The organism is Methylosinus sp. DMC45, from assembly GCF_056313885.1.
The window spans coordinates 339,848-356,190 of sequence record NZ_JBQUZK010000056.1 but is presented as its reverse complement, the minus strand read 5'-3'; the positions used below and the strand labels follow the sequence as shown (position 1 = coordinate 356,190).

Below are 16,343 nucleotides of genomic sequence, written 5' to 3'. Positions count from 1 at the left end.
TCGCTGGCCGATTACGCAAATGACGTTCCATGTCGGTGGGTTTGGTCGGTGGGCTCGGTCGGTGGGCTCGGTCGGCCCCGCGGGGTCAGCCCCCCGCCAGCTCGCGGCGCTCCTCATGGCCAGGCGTCAGGCGCCACCAGCACGGTGGTCATGCGCGGCTCGATCGCGCCAAGTTCGGCGACGCCGATCGCGCCGGCGCTCTGCGCTCGCCGAATTTGTGTTTCAGCCGTCGCCAGCCGATCACGATTCCGGTGACGCTGAGCGCGAAGCCCGCGCCATTGAGCGCCAGCATGAGCGCATCCCACAAGGGCCGTGCGTCCAGCAGCGCCGGCGCGTCCCAGCTGTGCAGAAAGGCGAACAGCCAGCGGCTCATGCGGCGGCCAGAGTCCAGCTTGCCGAGCACGACGCCCGTATGCGGGTCGATATGCGCCCAGGTTCCAGCGGCGTCGTCGAACTCGAGCCGCAGCACGGGAAGGCGCTTGTCGACGTCGCCATGCATCGTGTGCGGCGCGCGCGCGAAATAATAGAAGTCGTAATTTTCCATCACCGTCGCCGCCGTGACTTTCGCGCCGGGGACGAGCCGCGCGCCGAGGCGCTTCAATTCCTCGAGCGGCAGCGTGAAGGCGGGCGCGGCGTCGGCCTCGGCGCGCAAGATTCGCGTCGCGCCGCCGGCGCCGAAGCCGACATAATAGCCGGCGCCGTCGATGACGCGCAGCTCGAGCTCTCGCGCCGCGAATCCGTCATCGGCGAATTTCGTCAGCGCATCGGCGACCGACAGATGGAAGCGCTCGGGCGCGAGGGCGCCGCCGTAATAGGCTTTGGCGTCGAAGGCCGATCTGGTCTCGAAGATTTTCCATGGGTTCACCGACATCAGGCCGCTGAAGACGAAAGTGATCGCCGTCGCGCCGCCGATGAGGCCGACGATATGGTGCCATTTCATCATGCCGTCGCGATAGGGCGTGCGCGCGCCGGTCCTATAGGGCGCGCGAAAGCGCCAGCGCATGACGCCGACGACGAGGCCGGTGACGGCGAGCACGGTTCCGACGAGCGAGGAATAGACGATGATGTCATGCCAATAGGCGTCGAGCCAGCCGCCGCGGAACGGATAGAGCCAATGGATCCAGGCGCCGGCCCAGTTCCACAGGCGCTCCGTCCGCGTCGCGTCGCGGACCACTTCGCCGGTGACGGAGGAGACATAGAGCAGCGTCGAATCCGCATCGGACATATAGACGCGATGCAACGGGCGCAGACCGTCGAGACCTTTGGAATGCGTCCATTGGTCTTCGTCGACGATTCCGTCATAGCTCGCCTCGCCGCCGAGGAAGGCGCGCGCGGCGGCGATGGCGTTCTCCTCTGAAACGCTGGTCACACGCGCGCCGTCGCCGGCGCGCGCCGCTGTGAATTGCGGGCCGCTGTCCTTCGCGCGCCGCTCGAAGATGAAATTCGGCGCGCCGGCGATGCTGGTGAGGCGGACGGATTGCGGCGCGCCGCCTTCTCCCGCAGCGTCGAAAGCGCGGGAGAGATCGATGCAGCAGCGCGCCGGATCGAGCGGCGGCAGCGCCGCCAGCCGCTCGGACGGCAGCAGCTTCGGATAGCCGACATACATCATGACGACGCCGGAGAAGAACCACATGGCCATGAAGAGACAGGCCGCGATCCCGAGCCAGCGATGAGCGAGATAGAGATATCTCTTCATGTGCGCCTCCTCTCAAAAGGTCATCTTCAGCGACAATTCGACCGTGCGCGGCTGGCCGAGCCGCAGCAGCGGTCCCGAGCCGCCCGTCGCCCATTCGACATAAGCAGCGTCGGTCATGTTCTTCAGCATGGCGGTCAGCTTCGCATTGGGCGTTATGCGCCAGGAGAGGCCGGCGTCGAAAGTCGTATAGGCCGGTATGCGCATGGTGTTGGCGTTGTCCGCGAAACGATCGCCGACGAAGCGCGCCGCGAAGGTCGCCTGCCAATCAGGCAGGAAATCCCAGGTGATCCAGCCATTGGCGATCCAGCGCGCCATATTGGTGGGCCGATTGCCGGCGCGCGACACGCGCATAGTCGTTCCGGCGATCGTCGCCGCCTCCTCGAAGCTCTCGAATTTCGGATTGATCCAGGCCGCGTTGCCCTGCACGCTGAGATTATCCAGAACCTGCACGCCGATATTGGCTTCTATGCCGTTCGACGCTTGCTTGCCGACATTGATGACATTGTTGGGGTTGGCCGGATCGGAAGTGGTGACATTGTTGCGCTCGATGAAATAGCCGGCGAGCGTCGCGGAGCCTCTGCCTTCCCAGAAGTCGAGTTTCGTTCCCGCCTCGACCTGCCAGCCGGTGGTGAGATCGAAATTGCGCAAATTGCCGGCGCTGTTGGTGAGCAGAATGCCGGACGGCGGATCGGCCGCCGTGCTGTAGGAGACATAGACATTGGCCTCCTTGGTCACGTCGTACATCAGCGCGGCGCGCCAGGTGATCGGCTCATAGCCTTTGCCGAAATAGGCGGGATCGCCGAACGGGTTGGACGCGCTCGGCGCGGTGGGAATGCGGAAGTTGAAGCGCTCGAGGCTGATCTTCTCCCAACGCAGGCCGGTGACGAGATGCAATTGCTCTGTCAGCGACAGACGATTCTCGGCGAAGAGCGCCAGCGTGTAGAGCTTGCTGCGCGCGCCGCCCACATAGCTCGTGGCGCTCGGATTGTCCTGATAGAGCTTATAGGCCTGATAGCCGTAAGGATCGACGGAATCGACGATCTGGCTCGAGGATTCGAGGCTTCCGTTGCGGGTCTGCTCATTGAGCGAATAGTCGACGCCCGCGACCGTTTTCGATTTGAACCCGAGAATCACCGTCTCGTTCGTCGCCTCCAGCCGGTCGCCGATCAGGCTCTGAATATGGCGCGTCGCATAGGATCCGCTGCGGTCGATGAGCGTGTTGGTCGCATTGTAGCGATAGGATTCGACGTCCTGATATTGGCGATCGGCGCGATAGAGATAGAAGGTGTTCTTGAAGCTCGTTTCCTCGTCGAGCTTGAATTCCGTTATGTCGCGCGTCCACAGCACCTGCTGATCGAACACCGGCTTCAGGCTGTTGTAGTTCTTGAAGCGCGCGCCGGGATCGAATTTGAGATCGAGAACCGGCAGGCCGAAGGTTCCCCAGGCGATCGCGCCCGTTCCGCCGAGCGGACGCGGAACCGGCGTGCCCCAATAGGCGTCGCGCTGCTCGCTCTGAAACTCCACGGCGACCGTGTTGGAGAGGCCGGGCGCGATATCGGTGAGCCAGGAGATGGAGCCGGCGCCGGAATTATGGTTGGAGTCCTCGACCCAGCCTTGCGAGCCCTTGTAGCTCAGATCGAATTGCAGCCAATTATTCTCGTCGAGCTGCTTGTTGAAGCCATAGGAGGCGCGGCGGTTGAACCACATGCCGCCCATCAGCAGCGCCTCATTGCGCTCCTCGCCGCGCGTGGCGACCTTGCTGACGTAATTCACCGCGCCGCCGACGGCGCCCTGGCCGTAGAGATAGGAGGAGGCGCCGCCGAGAAGCTCGATGCGGTCGTAGAGCCAGCTGTCGACCGGACGGCCGGCGATGGCGTCATATTGCACGGTGATGCCGTTGAACATTTGCGTCACCGACGACGCGCCGAAGCCGCGCAGGCTGATCGACCCCGCCGAGCCCGGCGGGTCCGAGGCGATGACGCCGGGCATGCGCTGAATGACCTCCTGCGTCGTCTGCGCGCCGCGCGCCTCTATGGTGGCGCGATCGACGATGGAGACGGAGGAGGGCGTCTCGCGCGGCGTCAGGCCGAGGCGGCTGCCGGTTTGCGAGGCGACATCGAGCTGCAGCTTGCCATTCGGCGTCTGCAGCTTTCCGCGTGAGGGGCCGGCGACGGGGCGATGCTCGCCAGAGATGTCGATGGCGGGCAGGGCTTCCTGCGCGAGGGCGGGAGAGAAGACGACGAAAGTCAGCGCGCCGGCGGATGCGCCGCGCATGAGAGAATTGCGAGACATGCGAAATTGCTCCTGGCGCGACGCCACGCGGGTGCGCGCGATTCCGATGGAAAGATGCGGCGAGAGAGCCGCGCTTCGTTTCGGATCAGGAGAAGGAGGGCGGCGCGCGCGACGACCAGGTGCTGGCCCAGCCGGGCGGCGTCATGGGCTCGGCCGCGTCTGCGCTGCGTGGCGCGAGGCGCGAATCTGGTTCCGGCGGCGAGATCGCCGTAAAGCGCCAGAGCGCGGCGAGGGTCAGCGCGACGCCGCGTGCGCCGAGCGTGCAGAATATGCAGCGCTCACAGGAGGAATGGTCACTCAGCGGATTTTCGGCGCCGTTCTGGCCAGCGCAGAGCTCGGTCGCATGCGCTTCGCTCCAGCCGGCGGCGTCGGCCGCTCGCTCGGCGAGACTCGGCCCCGCCGCGACGATGAAGCCTTGCAGCATGAGCAGACAGGCGAGCGCGCGCGCGATCACGCTCGCTCTCAAACGCCGATGTGCTCCCGCTCGCATCATTGCCGCATTTGAAGATAGCGCGCGCTATACAGTCAAGGCGGCGCTGCAAAGAATGCCGCTCCGTTGCGAAAATGTGACAGTTTCTGAAGGGGATGGGGAATAGCGAGGTATCCTGATGCGAGCGATCGTCGAAAAATTGGGCGGCTCGGTAGCCGTGCGCATACCCTCGGCCGTCATGGAGCAGGCTGGCTTCGAGATCGGCCAGACCGTCGAATTACGCGTCGATGGCGGCCGCGTGGTGATCGAGCCGGCGACGGTGCCTGTTTGCTCTCTCGATGATCTTCTCGCTGGGGTGACGCCGGAAAACCTGCATGAGGAGGAAAGCTTCGGACCGCCGGCCGTCCGATGACGACGAAGATCAGGCCTCTACTGGGGTTGTGACGTCGCCGTCAGCCCCTCCAAAAATCCCGCGAGATCATTGGTGGTGAAATCCGCATGAGGCTCGCGGCCATGGGCGATCTCCCAGGATTCGCGTTTCTCCTCATGGCCGGCTTCCGGCGTCACCAGCACGGTGGTCATGCCGCGCGCATGCGGGAAAATCAGATTGCGCGCTATGTCCTCGAAGAGGGCGGAGCGTTTCGGCTCCACGGCGTGGCGATCGAAGAAGCGCTCATAGGCCTCCTCATGCGGCTTGGCGATGAAATCGGCCGCGACGATATCGAACACATCCTCGAAAATATGATCGATGGCGAGCTGCTTCGCCGTGTCCAGCGCATGCTCGCGCGAGCCATTGGTGAGGATGAGCTTGCGGCCCGGCAGCGCCGCGATCGCCGCCGCCAGCGAATGATTGGGCAGAAGCGACGAGCGATCGACGTCATGGACGAATTTCAAGAAAGCGTCGGCGTCGACGCCATGTTCGGTCATCAGCCCGCGCAGCGTCGTGCCATATTGCTTGTAATAATGCTTCTGCAGCGCGCGCGACGACATGCCGTCGAGGCCGAACAGGCGGATCATGAACAAAGTGATCCGATGGTCGATCTTCGGCCAGAGGTCCGACGAGGCCGGATAGAGCGTGTTGTCGAGATCGAAGACCCATGTGTCGACATGGGCGAAGCGATTGGCGATGGTCAGCAGGCGCGGCTCGTCGGCGGGCTCCGTCATCGCGCGCGCCGCCTCGTCATCGCGAGCGGAGCGACGCGATCCAGAGCCGTGAGGCGGCTCCTGGATTGCTTCGTCGCTGCGCTCCTTGCAATGATCAATCCGTTACCTCGTTATCAGCGTGCCGGCGCCGTGATCGGTCAATAGCTCGATCAGCACCGCATGGGGCAGCTTGCCGTCGAGAATCACGACGCCTTCGACGCCGCGCTCGATCGCATACATGCAGGTCTCGACCTTGGGGATCATGCCGCCGGTGATGGTGCCGTCGGCGACGAGGCCGGGAATATCCTCCACCTTCAGCTCCTTGATGAGCTGCTTGTTCTTGTCCAGCACGCCGGGAACGTCGGTGAGGAACAGAAGGCGCTTGGCGCCGAGCGCGCCGGCGATGGCGCCCGCGAAAGTGTCGGCGTTGATATTATAGGTCTCGCCGTCGAGGCCCTGCGCGACGGGCGCCAGCACGGGGATCAGCTCGCGGCCGAGCACCTGGTCCAGCACTGTTGTGTCGACCTTGGCCACCTCGCCGACGAAGCCGAGATCGATCGCCTTGCCGTCCTCGTGATTGGGGCGCGAGAGCTTTTCGGCCGTCACCATGCGGCCGTCCTTGCCGCACAGGCCGATGGCGCGGCCGCCCTCGGAATTGATGAAGCCGACGATCTGCTTGTTGATATAGCCGGCGAGCACCATCTCGACGATTTCCATCGTCGCCTTGTCGGTGATGCGCAGCCCATCGGCGAATTCGGATTTTATGCCGAGCTTGCCCAGCATTGCGCCGATCTGCGGGCCGCCGCCATGCACGACGACCGGGTTCACGCCCGATTGCTCGAGCAGCACCATGTCGCGGGAGAAGTCGCGCGCGACCTTGTCGTCGCCCATGGCGTGGCCGCCATATTTCACCACGACTGTCGCCTCGTCATAGCGCAGCATATGCGGCAGCGCCTGCATCAGAATACGGGCTTGCTGGAGCGCGCTGTCGGCCGAATCCTCGGTCATGGGTCCGCCTGTGGTGTGATGAAGCTCGATCCTTTTAGAAAGGACGAGGCTGCAATATTCAAGCGTTTCGTTCGGCCAATAGCCGCGCGATCCCGGCGCGCAGCTCGGCGACGCCCTCGCCGGTGCGCGAGGAGGTGATGGCGAGGCGCGGGAAGGCGGCGGGGCGCTTGGCCAGCGCGGCCTCCACGGCGGCGACGGCGCTCTCGCGCTCGGAGACCTTCAGCTCGTCACGCTTGGTCAGCACGATCTGATAGGAGACGGCGGCGCGGTCGAGCAGATCGAACATCTGCTCGTCGAGATCCTTCACGCCGCGGCGGCTGTCGATGAGCACGAAGACGCGCGCCAGCGAGGCGCGGCCGCGCAGAAACTCCTCCATCAGCCGCGTCCAATTGGCGATCTTCTCCTTGCCGACGGCGGCGTAGCCATAGCCGGGCATGTCGACGAGGCGCAGCGGCTCCGCGCCCGGAGCGGCGCCGAGCGCAAAAAAGTTGAGCTGCTGTGTGCGGCCCGGCGTGTTGGAGACGCGCGCCAGCGCCTTGCGGCCGGTCAGAGCGTTCAGAAGGGAGGATTTGCCGACATTGGAGCGGCCGGCGAAGGCGATCTCCGGCGGGCCGATCGGCGGCAGATCGCCGGATTTCGCGCTGGCGAATATGAAATCGCACGGGCCGGCGAAGAGCAGCCGGCCCGGTTCCGTGAAATCCTCGTCGCGGGCTTCGGTCAAGGCGCGATCAGGCGGGCTTTTTGAGGAAGGCGAAGGTCTTCTTCAGATTGTCCCACAGCTCGAACTTGACGCCCGCGCGCTTCATGATGACCCATTGCTGCGCGACCGAGAGCACATTGTTCCAGGTCCAATAGATCACGAGGCCGGAGGCGAAGCCGCCCATCGAGAAGGTGAAGATCACCGGCATCCAGCCGAAGGCGATCTTCTGCACCTCGTCGGTCGGCTCCGGGTTCATCTTCATCTGCACCCACATGGAGACGCCCATGACGAGCGGCCACACGCCGAGCCACAGAAACGAGCCGAACACCGGAATCTGCGTCGGGTCGAAGGGGATGAGGCCGAAGAGGTTGAAGATGTTGGTCGGGTCCGGCGCCGAGAGGTCCTTGATCCAGCCATAGAAGGGCGCATGGCGCATCTCGATGGTGATGACCAGCACCTTGTAGAGCGAGAAGAACACCGGAATCTGCAGCAGGGCGGGCAGGCAGCCGCCGGCCGGATTGACCTTCTCGCGGCGGAACAATTCCATCTGCTCGCGGCTCAAGGTCTGCTTGTCGTCGCCGTATTTCGCCTTCAGCTCCGCGATCTTGGGCTGAATCGCCTTCATCTTGGCCACGGCCAGATAGCTCTTGTTGGCGAGCGGCAGGAAGGCGATCTTGACGAGCACGGTGACGGCCAGAATGGCGAGGCCGAAATTGCCGAGCACATGGAACAGGCCGTCGATGATGCGGAACATCGGCCGGGTGAGGAAGTAGAACCAGCCCCAATCGATGAGCCGATCGAACAGCTTGATGCCCTGGCCTTCATAGGCGTCGAGCGTGTCGACGACCTTGGCGCCGGCGAAGATGCGCGAGGCCACGGAGCCGGAGGCGCCCGGCGCGATGGTCAGCGGCGCCTCGACCGTGTCGGCCTGATAGGCCTTGGTCGTTCCGGCGCCCGAAGCCGAGAAGCGCGCCACCAGCGAGCGGTCCTGCTGCGGCACCAGAACGGCGGCCCAATATTTCTCGGTGAAGCCGAGCCAGCCGCCGGTCGCCTCGAAAGATTTGGTGGCGTGCGGCTCCTTCTCGACCTTCTCGAACTTCAGCTCCTGCAGGCCCGCTTCGCCGAGCACGCCGACGAAGCCCTCGTGCAGAGCGGCGTAGCCGGCGCTCTGCAGCGCGCCGATGCGCGAGACGCGCAGATAGGGATAGAGGGTGACGGAGCCCTGGCCGTGATTCTCGACGCTGTCGGTCACGGAGAACATATATTGGTCGTCGACCGAGATCTTGCGCTTGAAGACGAGGCCCTGGCCATTGTCGAAGGTGAGCGTCAAAGGCTGGCCGACGGAGAGCTGATCGTGATCGGCGCTCCACAGCGATTCGCTGCTCGGCAGTGCGGGCGGCGCCTGATCCTTGTCGGAGGCGAGGAAGCCGGATTCGGCGTAATAGGGCTGCGGCGCGCCTTCGGGCGAGAGCAGCACGATGATCGGGCTCTTGGGATCGACGGTCTCGTGATAATTTTTCAGCGAGACGTCGTCGATGCGGCCGCCCTTCAGCGAGATCGAGCCGGAGATGGAGGGCGTGTCGATGGCGATGCGCTTGCTCTCGGCGAGAGCGGCCTCGCGCGTTTTCGCCACTGGCTTGGCGGCGGCGACGCTCTGCTGCGGTTGCGCCTGGCGCGCGACGGGCGCGGCCTTGTCCGCCGGCTGGGCGGTGGCCGGCTTTTGCGGCGCGCCGGGCTTCTGCTGCTGCGCGAGCTGCGCCTCTTTCTGCTGCCGATCGAGCTTGGGAAAGGCGTAGAAATAGTCCCAGCCGCCGATCACCAGCATCGACAGGCCGGCCGCTATGAGGACATTCTTGGTGTATTCGTTCATGACGCCTGCGGCCTGTCTTTGGAGTTGCGCCGGTTCCGGCTCTTTTCGCCCGGCCTGAGCTTCGCCAGCCCGTCCACGATCTGCGCCGTCAATTCCGAAAAGGGCGCCGTCAACGCGTCGGGCCGGGCGACGAAGACATAATCATAGCCCGGCAGACCGGAAGCGCCGCAGAGCCGCAGCGCCTCCTTGAGGCGGCGCCGAATGCGATTGCGGCCGACGGAGCCGGCGATCTTCTTGGTCACGGTGAAGCCGAAGCGCGGCGCGTCCGTATCGCCGCCCTCCCGCGCCGCCGCCTGCAGCTTGAAGGCGCGCGCGCCGCGGCTCAGCCCGCTCGCGGCGGCGCGCAGAAACTCGCGCCGCTTGCGCAGGCGTCGCGGCTCGGTCTTCCGCGTTTCGTCTGGAATGTTCTCGCTCACGCCTCCCGTCCTCCCTGGCCGAGAAGCCGGCGAAAATCAGGCGGACAGGCGCTTGCGTCCGCGGGCGCGGCGCGCCGCGAGGACATTGCGGCCGCCGACGGTCGCCATGCGGGCGCGAAAGCCGTGACGGCGCTTGCGCACAATTTTGCTGGGTTGATAAGTTCTCTTCACCTTGGGTCTCCGCTCGCTCAGGTCGCCGATCGAAGAGCCGTCATCGCCTCGCGCCGACCGCTCGTCATCGGCTGGCCGCCGCCACGGCCCTCGATCTCATTTTGGTCTCGTCGGGCGTTTTTTTCGCCCCTGCGGCCGTCTCGTTCCGCCTTTTTCACGGGCGCGCAAGCCCCCGCACGAAACGCGTCTCAGCGACGCCGCGCCGGCATATAGGAGAAAGCCCGCGCATAAGTCAATCGCGAGCGCGGCGCGGCGGCGGCGCCCCGCAGCCTCGCGGCGGGGCTTTCGCGAAGCTTTCGCCGCGGCCTTTGCGTAGCCGCGGGCCGCTTCGCAGCCGGGCGGACCGCTTGTATAAACAAGAAGGCCGATCGATTCGTCCCCCTCGAGAGACGCTGTTCTGGCTCGCGACGGCCCTTAGCCGTCGACGATTAAGGTTTTGGTTGGCCGCCGGGCCGAAGGTCAGGGTTTGTTAACCATTACCGCTTAGCGTTTCGACAAATAGATAGAGATCTTGGCGGGCGGCCGACGAAGCTCGGCGCATCGTCGACGCTCGGGCGACGCGACGACGTCCGGGGAAGATTGGTGGAGCTGGGTGGGGACCGAAAATGCGCGTTTTACTGATAGAGGATGACAGCGCGACCGCTCAAAGCATCGAGCTCATGCTCAAATCCGAGAATTTCAACGTCTATGCGACAGATCTCGGCGAGGAAGGCATAGATCTCGGGAAGCTCTACGATTACGACATCATCCTGCTCGATTTGAATCTGCCCGACATGTCCGGCTACGAGGTGCTGCGCACCTTGCGGGTGGCCAAGGTCAAGACGCCGATTCTGATCCTGTCCGGGCTCGCCGGCATAGAGGACAAGGTGAAGGGTCTGGGCTTCGGCGCTGACGATTATCTGACGAAGCCCTTCCATAAGGACGAGCTGGTGGCGCGCATTCACGCCATCGTGCGCCGCTCCAAGGGCCATGCCCAATCGGTCATCACGACCGGCGATCTCGTCGTCAATCTGGACCAGAAGACGGTCGAGGTCTCCGGCGCCCGCGTGCATCTGACGGGCAAGGAATATCAGATGCTCGAGCTGCTCTCGCTGCGCAAGGGCACGACGCTCACCAAGGAGATGTTCCTCAATCATCTCTACGGCGGCATGGACGAGCCGGAGCTCAAGATCATCGACGTCTTCATCTGCAAGCTGCGCAAGAAGCTCGCCAACGCCAGCGACGGCCGCAACTACATTGAGACGGTCTGGGGCCGCGGCTATGTGCTGCGCGAGCCGAGCGAAGCGGACGAGCGCATCACCGCCTGAGGCGCTTCGCCGAGCCGAGGATCGGAAGATCGAAAGGGGCTCCACACGGAGCCCCTTCGCTTGTCTGTGCGCGCTCGATCAGGCCGGCTGTTGCGCGCCGAGCCGTCGGATCAGCGCTAGAGCGTCGACGGTTGGCTTTCGCTCGATTCGACGATACTGGCGTCCGTCTATGGTGCGGAAAAGCAACCCTGCGCTGAACAGCTCGCGTCGCAAGAGGGCATGATCGCCGAACAAATGCCTCGTCGACAGCAAGGCGTTGACCCGAGGCTCGTCGAGAATCTCGTCGGCTGGCAGGCGCATCCAAAGGCCCCACAGCGTCAGCTGCTGGACGCTCGCCTTCGCCGGCCAGCGCATGAGCCGGCCATCGCGGTCAAAATGCCGGGCCGCACGCTCCACCATGACATAATCGGCGGCATCGGCCGTCGGCGCGGCGTCCAGCCGGTCGGCCGCCGCAGCTTGGGCGCGAAAATGCTGATAGTTCCGATAGCCGGCGCCGCGCGCGAGCATATTGAGCAACTCGACGTGCCCAGGCGGCGTGTCGCGTTGGGTGAGCTGTCCGCGCAGCGATTTGGCGAGCGCGCCTATGTCGCTCGTCGCAAAAGGAAGGGTGATTCTGGACATCGTTGTTCCTCGACGTCGCGCCGATCCGAAGAGGATGTCGTCGGTCGCCGACTTACGACGAGGCGCGGGCCGAAGTTCGCGTCCGTATGCCAATGCGCAGGTTTAGCTCCCCATTCGGGGCGGCGACGCCTGGGTGAACTGCGGACCCTCGGCTTCGTTTAGGCCAAGGCCCGCGGAAGATCAAGGTGAGCGCGAGACGGAGCGAGAAGATGCGCGCGGAACGACCCTGGGTCACACGCCCATCGCCGCAAGACCCACGGTCGGGGGGCGCGGCAGCAGCAGCCAGGCGGCGTCGCTCGCCGGGGCGAGGCCGCCGATGCGCTCGCCGATCGTCTCGGCCGCGCCGAGGACCAGACAGCCGTCGTCGGCGAGACTGTCGCGCAGGCGCCCGAGCACGCGGCTTTTCACCGCAGGCTCGAAATAAATGAGCACATTGCGGCAAAAGACGACGTCGAATGGCGCCTCGCCAGAGAAATCGTCGAGCAGATTGAGCTTGCGGAAGGCGATATTCGCCCGCAGCTCGTCGCGAATGCGCCAGAGGCCGTCCTTCTGGTCGAAATGGGCCAGCAGCCGGCCGATCGAAAGGCCGCGCTGCGCCTCGAACTGGCTATACACGCCGCGCCGCGCCGTCGTCAGCGCGGTCTCCGAGACATCGGTGGCCAGAATCTCGACGCTCCAGCCGGCGAGCGCCTCGCCCATTTCGGCCAGCTTCATGGCGATGGAATAGGGCTCCTGGCCGGTGGAGCAGGCGGCCGACCAGATGCGCAGGCGCCGCGTCTCGGCGCGCCGCGCCATCAGCTCCGGCAGCCAATCGCGCTTCAGCCGCTGAAAGGGGACGCGGTCGCGGAAGAAGGAGGTCTCATTATTGGTCATCGCGTCGACGACGCGCTGCAGCAGCGTCTCGTCCTCGCGCCGCTCGATGAGGCGCATGAGCTCGGAGAGGTCGCGGCAGCCCTGCGCGCGCATGATCGGCTCCAGCCGGCTCTGCGCGATATAGAGCTTGTCGGGGCCGAGAGAGACGCCGACGAGCGAGCCGATGAGACGGCGCAGCCGCGCGAAGGCGAGGCTCATCGCGCGCCCTCCGCCCGAGGCGGCGCGCCCGGCCGAAAACGGCGAGGCTCCGCACATTTCCGCATGTCGCCGTCGCTCTCCTCGAGAGAGCGCTCCTCATGTCCCGTCGCGGCGTGCGCGCTCAGATGACGCCGACGTCCTCGAGCTTGGCGCGCACCACATGCTGGTCGAAGGGCTTCATTATATATTCGTCGGCCCCCGCATCCATCGCCTGGGCGATATAGCTCGCCTCATTCTCCGTGGTGCAGAACACCACTTTCGGCGCGCCGCCGCCCGGCATCTTGCGCAGCGCGCGCAGGAACTCGACGCCGTCCATCTCCGGCATGTTCCAGTCGAGCAATATGGCGTCCGGCATGGATTGCTCGCAGGCGACCAGCGCCTTGCGGCCGTTCTCCGCCTCCACGGTGGAGAATTGCATCCCTTCGAGAATGCGGCGCGCGACCTTGCGGATGACCGCGGAATCGTCGACCACCAGAATCTGCTTCATATGTCTACTCCTCGGGATGCGTCTCTCGCATGGCCGTCGCGGCCGCCGGTCTCGGTCGCTCTCGACAGGCGCCGGACCAGCGCGGCTATGTCGAGTATGGGGAGAAAATCGTCGTCGAGCCGGTAGCAGGCGTTGGTGGCGTCGACGAATTGCTGGCCGACATGGGTCGGGCAGAGGATGCGGTCGTCCTCCTCGCAGGTGACGACGTCGCCGGTCTCGTCGATGAGCAGAGCATAGCGCTCGCCATTGTGCTCGATGCAGACGGCGAGATTGGAATCGGAGCGGTCGCCCTCGTCGATGTCGAGACAGCGGTCCAGCCGCAGCGCGGTCACGATGCGGCCGCGCAGATTGGCGAGGCCGGCGATCTCGCGCGGGGCCAGCGGCACCGGCGTCACCTGATCGATGTGGAAGATCGTCTTCACGCATTCCACCGGCAGGCCGAAGGTCTGGCCGCGCACCTTTATCGTAAAGTTGCGCGACTGCGCCTTGGGCGCGTCGCTCTGCCGCCGACGCCCGCTCGTGTCGCGTTGCGTCTGGGTCATGCGGCGAGCTCCGACATGATGCGCAATTCGAGATCGCGCGGCGCGGTGTCCGCCTTGTCGAGCAGGCGGCCGACGCATTCGATGAGCGCGCGTCGATCGAACTTGCCGGCGACGGCGGCGATGCCGCAGGCCTCGGCCGCCGCGAGCACGCTGGGCGCCGCCTGGGCCGCGAGCGCCACCACCGGCAGATCGGCGAGGCCGGGCAGCGCATGCAGCGCGCGGGCGAAATTATAGCCGTCCATCTCCGGCATGTCGGTGTCCGTCACCACCGCTTCGACCGACAGGCCCTTGCGCAGGAAGGAGAGGGCCTCCGGCGCCGAGGCGGCGGTGGTCACGTCATAGCCGGCCGAGCCGAGTATGGGCGCCAGCATGTCGCGGAAGAAGGCCTTGTCGTCGACCAGCAGAATGCGATGCCGCTTGTTGACGCCGCGCGCCACGGCCGCCGGGCAGGCGATGCGCATGAAATAGGTGGCGTCCAAAAATTCGACGACCTCGCCGCCGAGCTGGATGGAGCCGAGAATATGCGCCGAATCGCTCTCTCGCTGCAGGTCGAGAATCTCGTCGGTGACGTCGATGATCTCCTCGGTGAGCAGGCCCATGGACTGGCCCGCTCCCGACAGCACGAGAATGGGATAGGCGTCGCGGTCGAGCGACATGTCCGAGGTCGCCGGAATGATCGGCAGCAGGCTGTCGCGATAGGCCATGACGAAGGCGCCGTCCGAGGCGATCAGCCGCTCGCGCGGCACATCCTCTATGCGCAGCACCAGCGACAGAGGCAGCGCCTTCAGCGGGCCGGGGCCGGCCTTGACGAGGATGATGCGCGTCTTCTCCGCGCGCGGGACGAAGACTTCCGGCGTCGCCGCTTCGGCCGGGCGCTCGGCCAGCCGCTGCAGCCCGGCGTGATCGAGCAGAGCCGCGGGATCGAGAATGAGCACCACCGAGCCGTCGCCGAGAATCGTCTGGCCGGAGAAGACGCCGAGCCGCGCCAGCGCGCTCACCAGCGGCTCGATGACGATCTCCTGCACATCGGCGATCGTCTCCACCAGCAGGCCGAATCGCGCGCTGCCGACGCGCAGCACGACGACGAAGCCGTCGCGCGTCTCCTCCTGCGCCGGGCGGCCGAGGCCGAGCGTCGCCGCGAGATCGACCAGCGGAAGCACGTCATTGCGCAGGCGCAGCACCGGCGCATCATGGATATATTGGATCGCATGCTCGAAGCCGCGGCCGACGCCGACGAGCTCGACGACCGTCATTTGCGGTATGGCGAAGCGCGCGCCATTGCTGGTGAGAATCAGCGCCGGCGTGATGGCGAGCGTCAGCGGAATGCGCAGCGTGACGCAGGCCCCGCGGCCATAGCGTGAGGTCAGCGAGACGGAGCCGCCGATCGATTGAATATTCTCGCGCACCACATCCATGCCGACGCCGCGGCCGGAGACCTTGGTGACGCCATCGGCTGTCGAGAATCCCGGCATGAAGACCAGCTCGAACAGCTCGGCGTCGCCGAGCTTGGCGATATCGGCTTCCGAGACGAGGCCGAGCGCCAAGGCTTTGGAATGGATGCGCGAGGCGTCGAGCCCGCGGCCGTCGTCGGCGATGTCGATGATGATCTGGCCGGCGTCATAGGCGGCGCGCACGGAGATGACGCCCGTCTCGCTCTTGCCGATGCGCGCGCGCTCGGCCGGCGATTCTATGCCATGGTCGGCGCAATTGCGGATGATGTGCGTGAGCGGCGCGCGGATCAGCTCGATCACCTGCCGGTCCAGCTCCGTGTCCGAGCCTTCCGTCGTGACGACGATCTTCTTGCCGAGATCGAAGGCGAGATCGCGCACCAGACGCGGCAGCGTCGAGAACAGCCGTCCCACCGGCTGCATGCGCGCGCTCATCACCGCATCCTGCAGATCGCTGGTGATGTTGGAGAGCGTCTGCACCGTGCTGCTCATGGCCTCGTCGCCGCCCGCCCAGGCGCTCGACAGTTCGAGCAGGCGATTGCGGGTGGAGACGAGCTCGGAGACGATGCCCATCAGCCGATCGAGCACATTGACCGAGACGCGCACCGTCTCGCCGATATGGGCGACGCTCGCCGCATGGGCCTCGCCCGGCGCCGCGGCGGCGCGGGAGGCCGGCGCCTCCGTCTGCGCGGCGGCGGCGCTCGTCTCCGCGGCGTCCTTGGGCTCCTCCTCGCCGAGGCGGGCGCGGCGCGTCGCCTGCTCCAGGGCGGCGACCAGCTCGTCGTCGTCGCCCGCCGGCTCCTCCTCGGAGCGGCCCATTTCGGCGAGAATATCCTTCAGCCGGTCCACGGCGGCGAAGATCAGCGTGACATGCGCGGCGCTCATCGGCGCGCCGTCGCGCAAGGCGCCGATGAGCGCCTCGGTCGAATGGGTCAGCCGGCCGACGCGCGGCAGCTTCAAAAAGCCGCTGGTGCCTTTGATCGTGTGCACATGGCGAAAGAGGCTGGCGATGAGCGCCTGATCGCCGGGGTCCTTCTCGAGACAGACGAGCTCCATCGTCGCCGCATCTATGTGCTCGGCGGTCTCGACGAGGAAATCGTTGAGAAGCTCATCCATGGCGTCGTTCGTCTCAGGCCGCGCG

At 65.6% G+C, this 16,343-nt stretch carries 16 protein-coding genes; 2 read left to right on the top strand and 14 right to left on the bottom strand.

Features of this window, described 5'->3' with window-relative positions; translation table 11 throughout:
- Nucleotides 1-148: 148 nt before the first annotated feature.
- The 3 genes from ACT53T_RS20785 to ACT53T_RS20775 form a co-directional block, all read right to left on the bottom strand.
- Complete coding sequence (locus ACT53T_RS20785) at nucleotides 149-1,696, bottom strand: PepSY domain-containing protein (RefSeq protein WP_476162670.1); 1,548 nt, start codon at nucleotides 1,694-1,696, stop codon at nucleotides 149-151.
- 12 nt (nucleotides 1,697-1,708) lie between these two features.
- Nucleotides 1,709-3,988, bottom strand: a complete 2,280-nt coding sequence (locus ACT53T_RS20780) for a TonB-dependent receptor (protein ID WP_476162669.1) — start codon at nucleotides 3,986-3,988, stop codon at nucleotides 1,709-1,711.
- A gap of 85 nt (nucleotides 3,989-4,073) precedes the next feature.
- Nucleotides 4,074-4,442, bottom strand: a complete 369-nt coding sequence (locus ACT53T_RS20775; protein WP_476162668.1) for a hypothetical protein — start codon at nucleotides 4,440-4,442, stop codon at nucleotides 4,074-4,076.
- Nucleotides 4,443-4,596: 154 nt separating this feature from the next.
- Here ACT53T_RS20775 and ACT53T_RS20770 point away from each other — a divergent pair, with 154 nt between their 5' ends.
- A complete protein-coding gene (locus ACT53T_RS20770; RefSeq protein ID WP_476162667.1) occupies nucleotides 4,597-4,830 on the top strand; it encodes an AbrB/MazE/SpoVT family DNA-binding domain-containing protein in 234 nt (77 codons plus the stop codon).
- A 17-nt stretch (nucleotides 4,831-4,847) separates the two neighbouring features.
- Here the strand turns inward: ACT53T_RS20770 and ACT53T_RS20765 are convergent, their stop codons facing one another.
- From ACT53T_RS20765 to rpmH, 6 genes are all read right to left on the bottom strand, one after another.
- The gene (locus tag ACT53T_RS20765) at nucleotides 4,848-5,582 is read right to left on the bottom strand and encodes a pyrimidine 5'-nucleotidase (RefSeq protein ID WP_476162666.1); all 735 of its coding nucleotides are present in this window, start codon (nucleotides 5,580-5,582) and stop codon (nucleotides 4,848-4,850) included.
- A 102-nt stretch (nucleotides 5,583-5,684) separates the two neighbouring features.
- On the bottom strand, nucleotides 5,685-6,569 hold the full coding sequence (gene argB, locus ACT53T_RS20760; protein ID WP_018266963.1) for an acetylglutamate kinase: 885 nt from the start codon (nucleotides 6,567-6,569) through the stop codon (nucleotides 5,685-5,687).
- Between the two features lie 58 nt (nucleotides 6,570-6,627).
- Entirely contained in the window at nucleotides 6,628-7,290 is a 663-nt protein-coding gene (yihA, locus tag ACT53T_RS20755) for a ribosome biogenesis GTP-binding protein YihA/YsxC (RefSeq protein ID WP_400769944.1), read from the bottom strand.
- 7 nt (nucleotides 7,291-7,297) lie between these two features.
- Nucleotides 7,298-9,139 (bottom strand): membrane protein insertase YidC, encoded by a 1,842-nt coding sequence (yidC, locus tag ACT53T_RS20750; protein ID WP_476162665.1) that lies wholly within the window; start codon nucleotides 9,137-9,139, stop codon nucleotides 7,298-7,300.
- Complete coding sequence (gene rnpA / locus ACT53T_RS20745; RefSeq protein WP_018266960.1) at nucleotides 9,136-9,555, bottom strand: ribonuclease P protein component; 420 nt, start codon at nucleotides 9,553-9,555, stop codon at nucleotides 9,136-9,138. Before rnpA ends, yidC begins: the two co-directional genes overlap by 4 nt.
- Before the next feature lie 36 nt (nucleotides 9,556-9,591).
- Nucleotides 9,592-9,726 carry a 50S ribosomal protein L34 gene (gene rpmH, locus ACT53T_RS20740; RefSeq protein WP_018266959.1) on the bottom strand — a complete coding sequence of 45 codons (135 nt, stop codon included), beginning with the start codon at nucleotides 9,724-9,726 and terminating at the stop codon, nucleotides 9,592-9,594.
- 605 nt (nucleotides 9,727-10,331) lie between these two features.
- Here rpmH and ctrA point away from each other — a divergent pair.
- Nucleotides 10,332-11,033, top strand: coding sequence for a response regulator transcription factor CtrA (gene ctrA / locus ACT53T_RS20735; RefSeq protein ID WP_018266958.1), 702 nt, complete (start codon nucleotides 10,332-10,334; stop codon nucleotides 11,031-11,033).
- Nucleotides 11,034-11,111: 78 nt separating this feature from the next.
- Here the strand turns inward: ctrA and ACT53T_RS20730 are convergent, their stop codons facing one another.
- From ACT53T_RS20730 to ACT53T_RS20710, 5 genes are all read right to left on the bottom strand, one after another.
- The gene (locus ACT53T_RS20730; protein ID WP_476162664.1) at nucleotides 11,112-11,654 is read right to left on the bottom strand and encodes a DUF2087 domain-containing protein; all 543 of its coding nucleotides are present in this window, start codon (nucleotides 11,652-11,654) and stop codon (nucleotides 11,112-11,114) included.
- 231 nt (nucleotides 11,655-11,885) lie between these two features.
- Nucleotides 11,886-12,725 carry a CheR family methyltransferase gene (locus ACT53T_RS20725; RefSeq protein ID WP_476162663.1) on the bottom strand — a complete coding sequence of 280 codons (840 nt, stop codon included), beginning with the start codon at nucleotides 12,723-12,725 and terminating at the stop codon, nucleotides 11,886-11,888.
- Between the two features lie 121 nt (nucleotides 12,726-12,846).
- Nucleotides 12,847-13,212, bottom strand: a complete 366-nt coding sequence (locus ACT53T_RS20720; protein WP_018266956.1) for a response regulator — start codon at nucleotides 13,210-13,212, stop codon at nucleotides 12,847-12,849.
- Entirely contained in the window at nucleotides 13,209-13,754 is a 546-nt protein-coding gene (locus tag ACT53T_RS20715) for a chemotaxis protein CheW (protein ID WP_476162662.1), read from the bottom strand. Before ACT53T_RS20715 ends, ACT53T_RS20720 begins: the two co-directional genes overlap by 4 nt.
- The gene (locus tag ACT53T_RS20710; protein WP_476162661.1) at nucleotides 13,751-16,318 is read right to left on the bottom strand and encodes a hybrid sensor histidine kinase/response regulator; all 2,568 of its coding nucleotides are present in this window, start codon (nucleotides 16,316-16,318) and stop codon (nucleotides 13,751-13,753) included. The genes ACT53T_RS20715 and ACT53T_RS20710 overlap by 4 nt, the downstream gene beginning before the upstream one ends.
- Nucleotides 16,319-16,343: the final 25 nt, after the last annotated feature.